The 15,082-nt window shown below is 67.3% G+C and carries 18 protein-coding genes and 1 tRNA gene; 18 read left to right on the top strand and 1 reads right to left on the bottom strand.

The features are described from left to right. From ruvC to A0W70_RS13150, 6 genes are all read left to right on the top strand, one after another. Positions 1-531 (top strand): crossover junction endodeoxyribonuclease RuvC, encoded by a 531-nt coding sequence (gene ruvC / locus A0W70_RS13175; protein ID WP_067563313.1) that lies wholly within the window; start codon positions 1-3, stop codon positions 529-531. Next, the gene (gene ruvA / locus A0W70_RS13170) at positions 528-1,142 is read left to right on the top strand and encodes a Holliday junction branch migration protein RuvA (RefSeq protein ID WP_067563309.1); all 615 of its coding nucleotides are present in this window, start codon (positions 528-530) and stop codon (positions 1,140-1,142) included. Before ruvC ends, ruvA begins: the two co-directional genes overlap by 4 nt. Then, on the top strand, positions 1,139-2,587 hold the full coding sequence (locus A0W70_RS13165) for a sensor histidine kinase (RefSeq protein WP_139150874.1): 1,449 nt from the start codon (positions 1,139-1,141) through the stop codon (positions 2,585-2,587). The genes ruvA and A0W70_RS13165 overlap by 4 nt, the downstream gene beginning before the upstream one ends. Next, entirely contained in the window at positions 2,584-3,135 is a 552-nt protein-coding gene (locus A0W70_RS13160; RefSeq protein ID WP_139150873.1) for a hypothetical protein, read from the top strand. Before A0W70_RS13165 ends, A0W70_RS13160 begins: the two co-directional genes overlap by 4 nt. Beyond that, entirely contained in the window at positions 3,132-4,469 is a 1,338-nt protein-coding gene (locus A0W70_RS13155; RefSeq protein WP_067563299.1) for a sigma 54-interacting transcriptional regulator, read from the top strand. Before A0W70_RS13160 ends, A0W70_RS13155 begins: the two co-directional genes overlap by 4 nt. 230 nt (positions 4,470-4,699) lie before the next feature. Continuing rightward, a complete protein-coding gene (locus A0W70_RS13150; protein WP_067563292.1) occupies positions 4,700-5,005 on the top strand; it encodes a hypothetical protein in 306 nt (101 codons plus the stop codon). Positions 5,006-5,189: 184 nt separating this feature from the next. Here A0W70_RS13150 and A0W70_RS13145 read toward each other — a convergent pair whose 3' ends face one another. Continuing rightward, entirely contained in the window at positions 5,190-5,867 is a 678-nt protein-coding gene (locus A0W70_RS13145; protein ID WP_067563289.1) for a GNAT family N-acetyltransferase, read from the bottom strand. A gap of 385 nt (positions 5,868-6,252) precedes the next feature. Between A0W70_RS13145 and A0W70_RS13140 the strand changes: the two genes are divergently transcribed. The 12 genes from A0W70_RS13140 to A0W70_RS13085 all read left to right on the top strand — a co-directional run bounded on the left by A0W70_RS13140 (position 6,253) and on the right by A0W70_RS13085 (position 15,058). Then, entirely contained in the window at positions 6,253-6,543 is a 291-nt protein-coding gene (locus tag A0W70_RS13140; RefSeq protein ID WP_067563287.1) for an EF-hand domain-containing protein, read from the top strand. Between the two features lie 298 nt (positions 6,544-6,841). Next, positions 6,842-7,879, top strand: a complete 1,038-nt coding sequence (ruvB, locus tag A0W70_RS13135; protein ID WP_067563285.1) for a Holliday junction branch migration DNA helicase RuvB — start codon at positions 6,842-6,844, stop codon at positions 7,877-7,879. Next, positions 7,876-8,307: a tol-pal system-associated acyl-CoA thioesterase gene (gene ybgC / locus A0W70_RS13130; RefSeq protein ID WP_067563283.1), complete on the top strand. Its 432-nt coding sequence runs from the start codon at positions 7,876-7,878 to the stop codon at positions 8,305-8,307. Before ruvB ends, ybgC begins: the two co-directional genes overlap by 4 nt. Further along, on the top strand, positions 8,297-8,983 hold the full coding sequence (gene tolQ, locus A0W70_RS13125) for a protein TolQ (protein ID WP_067563281.1): 687 nt from the start codon (positions 8,297-8,299) through the stop codon (positions 8,981-8,983). Before ybgC ends, tolQ begins: the two co-directional genes overlap by 11 nt. Before the next feature lie 2 nt (positions 8,984-8,985). Then, on the top strand, positions 8,986-9,402 hold the full coding sequence (tolR, locus tag A0W70_RS13120) for a protein TolR (RefSeq protein WP_067563279.1): 417 nt from the start codon (positions 8,986-8,988) through the stop codon (positions 9,400-9,402). 3 nt (positions 9,403-9,405) lie between these two features. Then, the gene (gene tolA / locus A0W70_RS13115; protein WP_067563276.1) at positions 9,406-10,455 is read left to right on the top strand and encodes a cell envelope integrity protein TolA; all 1,050 of its coding nucleotides are present in this window, start codon (positions 9,406-9,408) and stop codon (positions 10,453-10,455) included. Continuing rightward, positions 10,455-11,765, top strand: coding sequence for a Tol-Pal system beta propeller repeat protein TolB (tolB, locus tag A0W70_RS13110; RefSeq protein WP_139150871.1), 1,311 nt, complete (start codon positions 10,455-10,457; stop codon positions 11,763-11,765). Before tolA ends, tolB begins: the two co-directional genes overlap by 1 nt. Positions 11,766-11,825: 60 nt before the next feature. Beyond that, positions 11,826-12,419 (top strand): peptidoglycan-associated lipoprotein Pal, encoded by a 594-nt coding sequence (gene pal, locus A0W70_RS13105; RefSeq protein ID WP_067563272.1) that lies wholly within the window; start codon positions 11,826-11,828, stop codon positions 12,417-12,419. Between the two features lie 11 nt (positions 12,420-12,430). Continuing rightward, positions 12,431-13,288, top strand: a complete 858-nt coding sequence (gene ybgF / locus A0W70_RS13100) for a tol-pal system protein YbgF (protein WP_070989428.1) — start codon at positions 12,431-12,433, stop codon at positions 13,286-13,288. 8 nt (positions 13,289-13,296) lie between these two features. Next, positions 13,297-13,974: a 7-carboxy-7-deazaguanine synthase QueE gene (gene queE / locus A0W70_RS13095; RefSeq protein ID WP_067563266.1), complete on the top strand. Its 678-nt coding sequence runs from the start codon at positions 13,297-13,299 to the stop codon at positions 13,972-13,974. Positions 13,975-14,236: 262 nt separating this feature from the next. Next, a complete protein-coding gene (gene queC, locus A0W70_RS13090; protein ID WP_067563264.1) occupies positions 14,237-14,917 on the top strand; it encodes a 7-cyano-7-deazaguanine synthase QueC in 681 nt (226 codons plus the stop codon). Positions 14,918-14,982: 65 nt separating this feature from the next. Beyond that, positions 14,983-15,058, top strand: a tRNA-Lys gene (locus A0W70_RS13085). Positions 15,059-15,082: the final 24 nt, after the last annotated feature.

Below are 15,082 nucleotides of genomic sequence, written 5' to 3'. Positions count from 1 at the left end.
GTGGCCGAATCCGTTCGCATTATCGGTATCGATCCCGGTTCGGTCACGACCGGGTGGGGCGTGATCGACAGCGATGGCCGCAGCAGCCACCACGTCGCCCACGGCGCCATCGCCACGGGCAGTGGTTCGCTGCCCGAGCGCCTGGGCGTGATCCAGCGCGAGGTCGCCGCCGTAATCCTGGAACACGGGCCCGCCGAGATGGGTATCGAGGAGGTGTTCGTCGCCCGCAACGCCATGTCCGCGCTCAAGCTCGGCCAGGCGCGCGGCGCCGCGATCTGTGCCGGCGTCGCCGCGGAGCTGCCGGTGGGCGAGTATCCGGCGCGGCTGGTCAAACAGACGCTGGTCGGCGTCGGCGGCGCCGGCAAGGAGCAGGTGCAGCACATGGTCAAGGTGCTGCTCGGCCTCAACGGCAAACTGCAGGCGGATGCGGCCGATGCGCTCGGCATCGCGCTCTGCCACGCCCATGCACGCACGCGTCCGGCCCCGGTGCTCAACGCCGGCCGCCGACGCAAATCGGTACGCTGGAAATGATCGGCAGACTCCGCGGCACGCTGGTGTCGAAACAGCCTCCGGGCCTGATGATCGACGTCGGCGGCGTCGGCTATGAACTCGAGGCGCCGCTGTCCACGTTCTACGACCTGCCGGCGGTGGGGGAGACGGTCACGCTGTTCACCCATCACGTCGTGCGCGAGGATGCGCAGCTTCTGTTCGCCTTCGCGCGCGAGTCCGAACGGCGTCTGTTCCGCGCACTGCTCAAGGTCTCCGGCGTGGGCGCCAAGATGGCGCTGGCGGTCCTGTCCGGCATGAGCGCGGACGCCTTCGCGCGCTGCATCGAGACCGACGATGTCACGGCCCTGACGAAGCTGCCGGGCATCGGCAAGAAGACGGCCGAGCGCCTGATCGTCGAGATGCGCGATCGCCTCAGCGATACCGATCTGCGTGACGCGCTGCCCGCCGCGGCGGGCCAGGCCCCGGCGGCCGACGGCGACGCGCCGGCCGATCCGGTGAACGACGCCGCCAGCGCGCTGGTGGCACTGGGGTACCGCCAGGCGGAAGCGGCGAAGATGATCCGGGGGATCGACACCAACGGTCTGTCCACGGAGGACATCATCCGCCGTGCCCTCCAGGCGGCGGCGCGTTGAGGGGGAGGCGTCGGCTCTACTCCATGGTCATGCTGGTGGTGGCCGGCTTCGCGCTGGTCGCACTGCCGTTGCTGGTGGCCGTGGTCGGTGGCTCGGTCTACCTGGATCGCCTGACACGGCGCAGCGAGCAGCTGGTTCGTGATGGCGTCATGCTGTCGCGCCAGGGGCAGACGCTGGAGACGCAGCTTCTGCAGATGGAACGCAACGCCCGCCAGTACCGGATCCTCGGACGCGACGAGCTGGTGGGTCTCTACCAGGAGCGCCACACGCAACTCACGGAGACGCTGGATTCGCTGGGCTCCGTGAGCCTCGATCCAGGGGCCGCGGACGCACGCATGGAACTCCGGGGCATAGCGGAGTCGGTGTCGGGCGCCATCGCCGAGGCGGACCCGTCGAGCGAATCGCTGGTCGCGGCACTGGAACGATTCGCCCGCATGCGGGACCTGGCCACGGGGATCGCCCGCGCCGCCGATACCGCGATCCGCGCGGAACTCGATGCGCTGGAGCGCCAGTCGGCCCGGGTGCGCGAGTTCCTGTTCTGGCTGACGGTCACCCTGGTCCCGATCACGCTGGCCCTCACCGCGCTTTTCGCCTGGCTGATCCTGCGGCCGATCGGGCGCCTGGGTCGCGCGATCCGCAGTCTCGGTGCGGTCGAGCCGCCGGCGCCCATCGCCGTCGGTGGGCCGCCGGAGATCCGCGATCTGGGCGAAGAACTCGAGCGCCTGCGGGTGCGTCTGGATCGCTCGGAGGCGGAGAAGAACCGTTTCCTGCGGCACATGTCGCACGAACTGAAGACCCCGTTGTCGGCGATCCGCGAGGGCACGGAGCTGATCGCCGATGGCTCGGTCGGCGTGGACACCCCGGCGCACCGCGAGATCGTCGACATCCTGCGCAGCTCCAGTGTCGAACTCCAGCAGCTGATCGAGAACCTGCTGGTCCTGAGTGCCCGGGACCTGTCCCGCAAACCGGAGCACATCGATCCGGCCGCCCTCATCGACGAGGCCATCTCACGCCATCGGCTCGCCATCAGCAGTGCCCGGCTCGAGGTGGAGCGTCAGGTCGACGGGCGCGGCTTCGACGGCTTCCGCTCCGTGCTGCAGAGCGCGGTATCGAATCTGATCGGCAACGCCATCCGTTTCTCGCCCGAGGGGGGAGCGCTCTACGTGCGGGCCAGGCGGCGCGGCCAGCGCCTGATCATCGAGGTCGCCGACGAGGGGCCGGGAATCCCGGCCGCTGAACGGCCCCATGTCTTCGAGCCTTTTTTCCAGGGCGAGGCGTCGCCCCAGGGGCACGTACGCGGGACCGGTGTCGGCCTGTCGGTCGTGCGCGACTGTGTCCGGGCACACGATGGGCGGGTCGAAATTGTTGACGGCGAGTATCCCGGGGCCCATATCCGTATAACACTGCACGCCCAGCAACGGCCACGTATCGGGGGAATCGAATGAAGGCAGGGCCCATGCTGGTCATCGCGGTGGTTGCGCTGACGGGCTGCGTCCGTTTCGGCGCGGAGCAGTCCATCCGCAACGACACGCGATCGGATCCGCGTGTGGCGGAGTTGCTGTATTTCGCGGATCGCCTCGCGGTCGCCCCGGCGGACGAACTGGCCACCATGCCGGCGCGGCGGCCGGCGCCGCTCGACGAGCCGGGCGCGCTGCTGCGTCATGCCATGTGGCTGGCCACCCCGGGGCACGAGGGCCATGATCCGTCTGGCGCCCGTGACGCGCTGGAGGCCCTGGCGACCCGCTCGACCGCGCTCGATGCGCCGACGCGTGCGCTGGTCCGCCTGCACCTGCGCCACCTGCGTACGCAGCTGGAACTGCGGCAGGAGACGGTGGGCCTGGCCGCCCAAAATCGCCAGCTGCAGCAGCAGATCCAGGAACTGACGGCGCTGGAGCGGCAGATGGGGGGCAATGGCCCGGATGGAGAACAGGGCGACTCCGGCCGCGGGGCCGGTGGTGGTGGCTCGACTGGCACTGAAGGGGGCAGCGAATGAAAGCGGGACACATCCTGGTCGTCGATGACGACCCCTCGCTGCTGCGCCTGCTCGACATCCGGTTGCAGTCGGCGGGTTACACCGTCCAGACCGCTGATTCGGCCAACGCGGCGTTGGCCCGCGTGGAGCAATCGGTGCCCGATGCCGTGATCACCGATCTGCGCATGGACGGTATGGACGGCCTGGGTCTGCTGCGGGAACTGCAGCGCCGACAGCCGGGTGTGCCGGTCCTGTTGTTGACCGCGCACGGGACGATCCCCGACGCCGTCAGCGCGACCCAGCATGGCGCGGTTGCCTTCCTCACGAAGCCGGTCGACCGCGAAGAGTTGATGTCCGAACTCGAGCGGGCCCTGAATCTGACCGCTCACGCCGACGTACCCGATGACTGGCGCTCGGGGATGGTCACCCGCAGTCCGCGCATGGAGGAACTGCTGGAGCAGGCACGTCGTGTCGCGGCCACCGGCACCAGCGTCCTCATCCGGGGCGAGAGCGGGACCGGCAAGGAACTGCTGGCGCGCGCCATGCATCGCGCGAGCCCGCGGCGCGACGGACCCTTCGTGGCCATCAACTGCGGCGCCATGCCCGAGGGCCTGCTGGAATCCGAACTGATGGGGCATGAACGCGGTGCGTTCACCGGCGCTCAGCAGGCCACGACCGGCCTGATCCGTTCGGCCGACGGTGGCACCCTCCTGCTGGACGAGATCGGCGATATGCCGCTGCCCCTGCAGGTCAAGCTGTTACGGGTCCTGCAGGAACGGCGCGTGCGTCCGGTCGGCGGCACGCGCGATTTCCCGGTCGACGTGCGCATCCTGTCGGCCACCCACCGCCAGCTCAGTGAGGCGATCGCCGCCGGCGAGTTCCGCGAAGACCTGTTCTACCGCCTGAACGTGATCGAGCTGCAGCTGCCACCGCTGCGCGAACGACCCGAAGACATCCCCCTGCTCATCAACCGGCGCCTGCGCGCGCTGGCCGAGCGCGACCGGGAGCGGGTCAAGGTCTATGCGCCCGAGGCGATGGAACGCATGGTCGCCGCGCGCTGGCCGGGCAACGTGCGCCAGCTCGACAATGTCGTCGAGCAGCACGTCGCCCTCGCGCCGGGGACGGTAATCACCGCCGAGCAGGTACGGCGGAGCCTCGGCGATGAGGTTACCGCGTTCCCCTCGGTCGCCGATGCCCGGGCCCAGTTCACGCGCGATTACCTCGTACGCCTGCTGAAACTGACCGAGGGCAATGTCAGCGAGGCCGCCCGCGTGGCCCAGCGCAACCGGTCGGAGTTCTACAAACTGCTCTCGCGTCACGACATCGACCCGGGTGATTTCAAGAGCGCCGGCTGATCCATGGGATGGATCGCGGGGGTGATGTCGGCGGCAGACGACAGCTTTCGCGTCCCGCGCCCGCGGGGTGGTTCATGCAGTTGTCGCTCGAGCGGTCGGATGTCCGCAAGTGCTTGATCGGGAACAAATTGTCGGAGGCGGCACGGCGCTTGCAATCCCATCCGGCAGAGCGGCGATCCCGCCGACTCGATATGAGTATCCGCAGTTTGCGGTTTCCGAGGTAATCAGCCATGAAATACACGAAACTGCTGTTCCCGATGATGCTTCTGGTGGCGAGCGGTACGGTGTTTGCCGCCACCGAGGAAGGCGCGACCGACATGTCATTCAGCGAAATCGACGCGAACGGTGACGGCATCGTCACCCGCGATGAAGCCGAAACGGCGCCGGGCCTGGCGGAAAGCTTCGACTCCCTCGATGCGAACGCCGATGGCGTGCTCGACGAGAGCGAGGTTGGCGTCGGCGGTCCGGACGCGGGCGAAGAGTCCGAGTCGGATCCGGCGATGGATGAAGAGTCCGAAGGTGAAACGGACTATTGATCACGGGCGACCGATGCGGTCGTGAAGTGACAGGGTGATCCCCCTGGTGTGGCCCCGCTCTTCAGAGCGGGGCTTTTTTTGTGGGCGGTCCAGCGCGGACGGAACCTCGCCGCCGGGGCCGTCTCCGGCGATGCCGGGACGGCGGTGTCCATGCTCCCCCGGCGGCAAATCAGCGACTGGTCGATCAGCCACCCGGGGGCTGCTCGCTGGCCGCCGGATCGTACTCGACCAGCGGCCGGTTCAGGGCGGTCAGTGAGAGCCCGGCTCCGTCCGCGGCCAGCCAGCGATCCATATGGCCGCGTACCGTGGGCCAATCCCCGTCCATCAGCGCGAACCACGCCGTGTCCCGATTACGGCCCTTGACGATCATATGCTGGCGGAACACGCCCTCGAAGCGGAATCCCAGACGCAGGGCGGCAGCCCGCGAGCGCGCGTTCAGGGCGTCGCATTTCCACTCCACCCTGCGGCAGCCAAGCCGGTCGAATGCCTCGCCCAGCAGGAGGCGGATCACCTCGGTGTTCGTGCGCGTGCGCTGCACGGATGGCGCATACCAGATGTGGCCGAGTTCCAGCCGCCGGTGGGGCGGTTCGATGTTCAGGTAGCTCACCATCCCGACCGGGCGGCCGCTGGCATGGTCGACCACCGCGCGGAACGCCGGATCCGTGCTTGCCGCGCAGGTCTCCAGCCATGCCCCCATCGCATCCCGGTCGGCGAACGGGCCATAGGGCATCCATGCCCACAGGGCCTCGGTCTCCGGATCGCCATGGGATGCGCTGTACAGCGCCGGCAGGTCCTCCGCCGGAGCGAGGGGGCGCACGGTCACGGCGGTGCCCTCGAGCGGCGAGCGGGTGGGGCGGTCCATGGGGCGCCGCTCCGGCACCGGTTCTCCCGCCGTCGCTGTTCCCTGTAGCCCACGGCCCGATTGCGTCATTCTGGTCTCCATTTGCCCCGTGGCGAGTCGCCCTGTCGTCGTCAGGCGACAGATCAATAATCCCAAAAATCAATAACCTGCGGATTCCGCACCGTCAGGGTGTCGCCAATCGGCGACAGTTGTGGCGCTGTCGATGGCCTGTGCCGGTCGCGGTGCCGCTCGATTCCGGCCCTTGACGCTGAAGGTGTCTATAACTACCTGAAAAAAGGGCCTTTATAAAGTTGGCACGACGCCTGCATTGCACTGATTGCGCGCCGGGTGGGCCGGGCGCTGGCAAAGCGACAGACCGCAACGATTCGGCGCTGGAGATCGATGCATGAAAGCGGCCTCGGCCACGACGACACTGGGCCTGATCCTGATCTCGGGTGCACTGCTGGCCGCTACGGCCACGCCCACCGGTGATCTGGAGAGCCGCGCCAGGGCCGAATTCGAGCGCCTCGATCGCAATGCCGATGATCGGATCAGCCGGCGCGAAGCGCAGGCGAATCCGGGACTGGCAACACATTTTGCCAAGTTTGACCGTGATTCTGATGATACACTGGTGTGGGATGAATTCCTGCGGCATGAGGAGTTGAGCGCATCCGGAGTTCGAACCACGAACAATTGAACAAGGGTTCCGCCGATGACGCGGGCGTACGACGCCGACGCGGGAATCGACGGCAACGCCGTGCCCCCTCTGGCACTGGCCTGACTCCCCCGGTCGTGGCCCGCACCCACGATCCCAGGCCAGCCATTGGTGCCCCGTCCCCCCGACGGGGCTTTTTTTTTATGCAGGACCGTCGCGCATGGCCCACCAGAAGGCCGGCGCGCCGGTATAATCGCGCCCACGTCCATGGTAGTTTGCATCCGGCTGTCGCCCGGATATCGCCCGGGCCCCCGAACGACGCGCTGGAAACCGCCGCCCGATGAATACGCCCGAACGGCTGACGAACGCCGAGTCGATGCCGGAGGAGGAGGCGACCGATCGCGCTATCCGCCCGCGCACCCTGGGCGAGTATCTCGGTCAGCCGACCGTCCACGAGCAGCTCGGCATCTTCGTGCGCGCGGCGCGCGAGCGCGGCGAACCGCTGGATCACACGCTCATCTTCGGACCGCCCGGGCTCGGCAAGACGACGCTGGCGTCGATCATCGCCCACGAGATGGGTGTCAACCTGCGTCAGACGGCGGGGCCGGTGCTCGAACGCCCCGGTGATCTCGCCGCGATCCTGACCAATATCGAGGCCCACGACGTCCTGTTCGTCGACGAGATCCATCGCCTCTCCCCGGTCGTGGAAGAGGTGCTTTACCCGGCAATGGAGGATTACCAGCTCGATATCGTCATCGGCGAGGGCCCGGCCGCGCGTTCGGTGAAACTCGATGTGCCGCCGTTCACGCTGATCGGCGCGACCACGCGGGCCGGTCTGCTGACATCGCCATTGCGTGACCGGTTCGGCATCGTGCAGCGTCTGGAGTTCTACAATGCGGCGGATCTCGGGCGTATTGTCGAGCGCTCGGCCAGCATCATGAATGTCCGCCTCGAGGGGGACGGTGCGCATGAAATCGCCCGGCGCTCGCGGGGGACTCCGCGGATCGCGAATCGACTGCTGCGCCGGGTGCGCGACTACGCCCAGGTGCGTGGCAACGGCGTGATCGACGCCAGGATCGCGGACGAGGCGCTGGATCTCCTGAAGGTGGATACGCTGGGACTGGACGGACTCGATAACCGGCTGCTGCGCTCGATCATCGACAAATTCGGCGGTGGCCCGGTGGGGCTGGACAATGTCGCCGCCGCGATCGGCGAGTCGGCGGGTACGATCGAGGAGGTCATCGAACCGTACCTGATTCAGGAAGGGTTGTTGATGCGCACACCGCGTGGTCGCGTGGCCACGCAGTCGGCGTTCATCCATTTCGGTCTGGCGGCCCCGCGCGCGCAGGGCGGCAGCGATCTTTTCGAAGCGCCATGACCAAAGCGGGACCGAGTGACAGTGGTGCGTGTTTTCGCCTGCCCGTCCGTGTTTACTATGAAGATACGGATGCCGGTGGCGTGGTCTACTACGCCAATTATCTCAAGTACCTCGAGCGCGCCCGCACGGAATGGTTGCGGGCGGCCGGCTGGGGCCAGACGGCCCTCGTCAGCGACCGGGGAATCCTGTTCGCGGTGCGCTCGATCGAGCTGGACTACCACGGGCCGGCCCGGCTCGACGATGCGCTCGAGGTCGAGGCGCGGATCGCCGAGCTCGGCCGCGCCCGGATCGATTTCGCACAGCGGGTGCTGCGCGACGGCAAGGCCCTGTGCAGCGGCCGGGTACGCATTGCGTGCCTGGACGCGGCCACGTTCCGCCCACGCCCGCTGCCCGATGATATGAAGGAGGTTTTCGCCGGTGACGACTGATCTTTCCCTGATCCACCTGATCGCGGAAGCGAGCATCGTGGTTCAGCTCGTCATGCTGATCCTGGTTCTCGCGTCCGTGTTCTCCTGGGCCCTGATCTACGCCAAAGTGCGCCAGTTCCGGGCTTCCCGCCGGCGCTCCGGCGACTTCGAGGCACGCTTCTGGTCCGGCGGCTCGGTAGCCGAACTCTACCGTGAGGTCCAGAATCGCGACTCCACGCCGGACGGTTCCGAGCGCCTGTTCGCCGCCGGTTTCGGGGAATATGCCCGGCTGCAGAAGCAGGGACATGAACCGAAGCACGTGCTCGACGGCGCCCAGCGCTCGATGCGCATCGCGATGTCGCGCGAGACCGACCGCCTCGAAGGCAATCTCGCGTTCCTGGCGACGGTCGGCTCGGTCAGCCCCTATGTCGGGCTGTTCGGTACCGTCTGGGGCATCATGAACGCCTTCCAGTCGCTGTCGAACGTCTCCCAGGCCACGCTCGCGCTGGTCGCACCCGGCATCGCCGAGGCGCTGGTCGCGACCGCGATCGGCCTGTTCGCCGCGATCCCCGCCGTGATCGCCTACAACCGCCTGAGCCACGATCTCGGCAGGATCGAGAACCGCTTCGACAACTTCATCGAAGAATTCACGGCGCTGCTGCACCGGCAGGTCCACGCGCGGACGGCGGAGGCCTGAAGATGGACAGGCGCAGCCGGCGGCGACCGATCGCGGAGATCAACGTCGTTCCCTACATCGACGTCATGCTCGTGCTGCTGGTGATCTTCATGATCACCGCACCGCTGCTTAAAACCGGCGTCGAAGTGACCCTGCCCAAGGCCGATGCGAAGCCGATGGAGCAGACGCAGTCCGAGCCCCTCATCGTCACGGTGGATGGCGAAGGGCGGTTTTTCATCAATATCGGCGAGAACCCGGAGTCGCCGATCGGTGAGGAACAGCTCGTGACCCTGGCGACCGCGGCGATGCGCCGGGATGGTGATCGCCGGGTACTCGTGCGGGGAGATCAGGGCGTCAATTACCAGAAGGTCGTCAGGGCGATGGCGCTGTTGCAGCGTTCCGGTGTGCCCCAGGTCGGCCTCGTCGCGGAAGCGCAATAAATCATGTCGGAGGTCCTGCGCGAATATCCGGAATCGCTCGTGGTCGCGGCCGTGGGGCATATCGCCCTCGTCGGCGGGCTGGTGCTCGGCGTGAGCATTGGTTCGGCGCCGCAGACGCCTGATCCGGGCGGTGAACCGGTGAATGCGGTCGCGGTCGACGAGCAGGAGGTCCAGGAGACCATGCGCCAGCTCGAGGCCCAGGAAAAGGCCGAGGAGCGCGAGGCGATCAAGCGTCAGCGGCAGCTGCGCGAGCAGGTCGATGAACTGGAACAGCAGAAACAGCAGCAGGCCGAGATGCTGGAGAAGTTCGAACGCCAGCGCGAGAAACAGGCCGAGGAGCTGGCGGAACTCGAGACCTCGGAGCAGCAGCAGCGCCAGGAGTCCGAACAGGTCTCAGAGGAACTCAAGCGCCTGCGCTCGGAACGCGAACAGCTTGAGCAGCAGCGTAAAGAATTGGCCGAAGAGCAGGAGCGGCTGGCCCAGCAGCGCGAGCAGGAACGCCAGGAGCTCGAGGAACTCGAACAGCAACAGCAGAAGCTGGCCGAGGCGCGAGAAGAAGAGCGCAAGCGGCTGGAGGAGCTCGAACAGGAGCGCCGCGAGGCCGAGGCCGCGCAGGCGGCGGCCCGGGAAGAGGCCGAACGCGCGCGCCAGGAGGCGCAGGAGGCCGAGGAAGCGGCCGAGCGCGAGGCCGCCCGCAAGGCGCAGGAGGAGGCCGAGCGCAAGGCGCGCGAGCAGGCGGCAGCCGCCGAGGAAGCGCGTCAGGAGCGTCTCGCCGAGCTGCTCGACCAGTACAAGAACGCGATCAAACGCCGGGTGCAGAGCAACTGGCGCCAGCCGAGCGGCTTCAGCGAAGGGGATCGCGCCGAGGTACAGGTGACCCAGATCCCGAGCGGCGATGTCACGGATGTTAGACTACTCTCGTGTTCCGGCGGCTCCGCATTCTGTGACTCCGTGGTGTCCGCGGTGCGCAGAGCCTCGCCGTTGCCTCAGGCCCCGGAGCCGGAGGTGTTCGAACGCGTGCTCCAGTTCAACTTCAGACCGGAAGCCTCCTGATGCCGTCCGCCCGTATATTCCACGCGCTTGCCGCGCTCGCCCTGATGGCGCTGTCGACGCCGGCCGCCGCGGTGCTGCAGATCGAGATCACCGAGGGCGCCGCCGGCGCACGGCCGATCGCCGTGGTGCCGTTCGGTTGGGCCGGTGAGGGCAATCCGCCCGAGGATATTGCCGGCCTGATCTCCAATGACCTGACCCGCAGCGGCGAGTTCGAGCCGATGGATCGGCAGGACCATGTCTCGCAGCCGACCCGGGCGGATGAGGTCCGCTTCGGCAACTGGCGCACGCTGGGGGTCGATCATGTGGTGATCGGCCGCGTGCAGCCGCTCGATGACGGTCCCGGTTACAACGTGCGCTTCCAGCTGTTCGACGTGGCCCGCCAGGAGCAGATGGTCGGCTACAGCTACGAGGTGGGGCGCAACGGCGTGCGCAGCCTCGCCCACGAGATCAGCGACGTGGTGTACGAGGAAATCACCGGTGAGCGGGGCGCGTTTTCCACCCGCATCGCCTATGTCGCCGTGCAGGGTTCGGGCGATCAGCGGCGCTACACGCTCCAGGTCTCGGACTACGATGGCTACAATCCGCGCACGATCCTGACCTCGCGCGAACCGATTATGTCGCCCGCCTGGGGGCCGGACGGCGAACGCCTCGCCTATGTCTCTTTCGAGGAGGGTCGGCCCGCCATCTACGTGCAGCGCGTTGCCTCCGGCGGGCGCAAGAAGGTGTCTTCACGCGCCGGGATCAACGGCGCGCCGGCGTGGTCCCCCGGGGGCGATCGGCTGGCGGTTACGCTGTCGCACGAAGGCAACCCCGAAATCTACGTGCTCGACCTCGCGAGCAACGAGGCCCGGCGCGTCACGCGCAGCGGCGGCATCGATACGTCTCCGGTCTGGACGCCGGATGGCGAGAACCTGATATTCACTTCGGACCGCTCCGGCGGGCCGCAGATCTACAGTATTCCGGTGGATCGCTCCGAGCGCGCGCGGCGGCTCACGTTCGAGGGCAACTACAACGCCGATCCCGATATCTCTCCGGATGGCGAGCGTCTGACTTTCGTTCACCGTATGCAGAATGGCCGTTTCCGGATCGCGGTACTCGATCGTGGTTCCGAACTGATGCGCGTGGTCAGCGAGGGACAGCTCGACGAGTCGCCGACCTTCGCGCCCAATGGCGGCATGATCCTGTTCGCTACGGATCACCGAGGGCGTGGTGTGCTGGGATCGGTTTCGACGGACGGCCGTGCGGCCGCACGCCTGTCGCAGTCGCAGGGAGACGTACGTGAACCCGCCTGGGGACCGTTTCGTGACTGAGTGGGCACAACACAATGCGCAGTCCGCTGAGGGGCTGTCATCATAATGAGGAGTAACACCATGCAGAGCATGATCCGGGCCTTCGCCCTGTCGCTGTTCCTGGTTCTGGCGGGCTGTGCCACGGCGCCCCAGGATCCGACGGACACCACCACCGAGGAGACCGACGCTGCCGCGGACACCGATACCGGGACGTCTGCCGAGACCGATGGCATGGAGGACGGAGAAGGCGCCCGCAGGCTGACCGCGGAAGAGTGCCCGCCGGACTGCCCCTTTAGCCGTGACGCCATCGAAGATTCGAGTGGTCTGCTCGCCGACCGGACGATCTACTTCGAGTTCGACTCCAGTTCAGTGCAGGAAAAGTTCATGGACACGATCCGTCGCCATGCCGCGTATCTCGCGGAATACTCGGATGTCGAGGTGCGTCTCGAAGGGCACACGGACGAACGGGGCTCGCGCGAGTACAACGTCGGTCTGGGCGCTCGTCGCGCGGATGCCGTCAGCCGACTGCTGCAGGCGTACGGCGCCTCGAACCGGCAGATCGAAACGATCAGCTATGGCGAGGAAGTCCCCGCCGTGGAAGGCCACAACGAAGAGGCCTGGGCGAAGAATCGCCGCGTCGAGATCGTCTATCCCGCCTCCGGCGGCAGTAACTGACGGGAGGTCCCATGGCCCGCGTTCGCGCAGTACAGACCGCTATCGCTCTGGGCGTCGCTTTGGCGCTGTCCGCGCCCATAGTGGCCGCGGCTGAGCCGACTGTGGAAGAACTCGACCGGCGCATGCGCCGCATGGAGAACATCCTCGACAGTGGCCAGATCGCCGACCTGATCCAGCGCACGAGCGAGCTGGAACGGGAGATCCGGGAACTGCGGGGTGAACTCGAGACCCAGGGCCATCGCATGGATGAACTGCGCGAGCGCCAGCGCAACCTCTACGGGGATCTCGACCGGCGGATCCGCGAGCTGGAAGTGGCCGGTGCCGAAGCCGAGGAGGCCGACAGCAATGGCGGCGGTTCAGGCGGCGGCGATTCCGGTGGTGCGGACAGCGGCGGCAGTGGCGCCGCTGCCGGTTCGGCCACCTCGGGCGCGGAAGGCGACTCGCCCGACGCGGGTTCGGGAAGCGAGACGGGCACCAATCAGAACGCCCAGCGGGAAGCCTATGACGCGGCCTTCAGCCTGCTCAAGGATGGCCGCTACAGTGAGGCCGCGTCGGCCTTCGGTGATTTCGTCGAGAAGTACCCGGAGGGGCCGTACTCCGACAACGCGCAGTACTGGCTTGGCGAGTCGCGTTATGTCACGCGGGACTTCGCGGCGGCGCTGGAGGCCTTCCGCAAAGTGGTGTCCAACTACCCGGACAGCGCGAAGGTGCCGGACGCGCGCCTGAAGATCGGTTATTCGCTGTATGAACTCGACCGCCTGGACGAGGCGCGCGAGGCGCTGGAGAAGGTCACGCAGGAGCACGCCAACAGCGCCGTGGCGCGGCTGGCGGAGGAACGCCTGCTGAAGATCAAGGAAGAGTCCGGATAGGTGCGTTGATGGAAGCGTCGGCCGCCGTGCGCGATCTCCCCGCCACCGAGCGGGTGCGGATCACGGAGATTTTCCGCTCCCTGCAGGGCGAGGGTGCGACCACGGGCGCGCCGACCGTGTTCGTGCGCCTGACCGGCTGTCCGCTGCGTTGCGTGTACTGCGACACCGCTTACGCATTCCACGGTGGTGAAAGTCACTCCGTTGATGACGTCCTCGGTACCGTCGCCGAACTCGGCAGCCACCATGTGTGTGTGACCGGCGGCGAGCCACTGGCGCAGCCCGGGTGTCTGTCGCTGCTGACGCGCCTGTGCGATGCCGGCCACGAAGTCAGCCTCGAGACCTCTGGTGCCTTGGATATATCCGGCGTGGACCGGCGCGTCTCCCGGGTGCTTGACCTCAAGACGCCGGGGTCCGGCGAGTGCGAACGCAACCTCTGGGAAAACATCGGGCAGCTGACGGCCCGCGATCAGATCAAGTTCGTTCTCTGTGACCGCAACGACTTCGAATGGGCCGTGGATCAGATCCACCAGCGCCGGCTCGGCGGGATCTGCACGATCTGGTTTTCACCGGTGTGGGAAAGCCTGAGCCCGCGCGATCTCGCCGACTGGATCGCCGCCGAACAGCCGCCGGTGCGCATGCAGCTCCAGCTCCACAAGATCATCTGGGGCGACGAACCCGGCCGCTGAACGCTCCAGCCCGGCGCGCTCTGCCCATACCTGTAGGAGCGAGCTTGCTCGCGATGGTTCCCGCACGAGGGGCCGGGTGCGTTAACGCGCGCACACTTCGCAGGCGCGCGTTCGAGCAAGACCAACGCGCCGGTCGAAGACGCGCCGACGGGCAGGGCAACCACCGGATCGTGCCCGCCGCGGGGAGCGCCATCCACTGCACACGATCGCGCCAATCGCCATAATGACCCGCTCCAGACCACGACCGGAATAACCGTCGATCATGCCCCCAAAAGCCGTAGTCCTCCTCTCCGGCGGCCTCGATTCCGCGACCGCGCTCGCCATGGCCCAGGCCGACGGCCACGAGGTCTTCGCGATGAGTTTCCGCTACGGCCAGCGCCACGATATCGAACTCGAAGCGGCGGCCGCCGTCGCCCGCGACCGCGGCGTGGCCGAGCACCGCATCGCCGATATCGACCTCGCCGCATTCGGCGGTTCCGCGCTCACGGACCCGGATATCGACGTACCCGAGACCCCATCGGACGGTATCCCGGTCACCTACGTCCCGGCGCGCAACACCATCTTCCTCGCCTACGCGCTGGCCTGGGCGGAGGTGCTGGCGGCCGACGCCATCTACGTCGGCGTCAACGCCGTCGACTATTCGGGCTACCCCGACTGCCGTCCCGAGTACATAGCCGCCTTCGAACGCATGGCGAACCTCGCCACGCGCCGCGGAGTCGAAGGGGAACCGGTCACAATCGAAGCGCCGCTCATCGACTGGAGCAAGGCCGAAATCATCCAGCGTGGCACCGAACTGGGTGTCGACTACGTCCACACCGTTTCCTGCTACCAGGCCGACGGCGAGGGCCGCGGCTGTGGCGTCTGCGATTCCTGCCGGCTCCGGGCCCAGGGCTTCGCCGACGCCGGCGTCGCGGACCCTACCCGCTACCAGCCGGGCGCCTGACCCCGGCGAATCGTCTCGAAATACTGGGAAAATGGCGTTATCGCCGGTATCATGCGCGCCTGCAGGGGCCGTTAGCTCAGCTGGTAGAGCACCGGACTTTTAATCCGTGAGTCGCTGGTTCGAACCCAGCACGGCCCACCATTTCCCTTTACCCCGCGATCCCAT

It is taken from the genome of Halofilum ochraceum (assembly GCF_001614315.2).
GTDB lineage: Bacteria > Pseudomonadota > Gammaproteobacteria > XJ16 > Halofilaceae > Halofilum > Halofilum ochraceum.
This window is presented reverse-complemented; position numbering and strand designations above follow the sequence as displayed.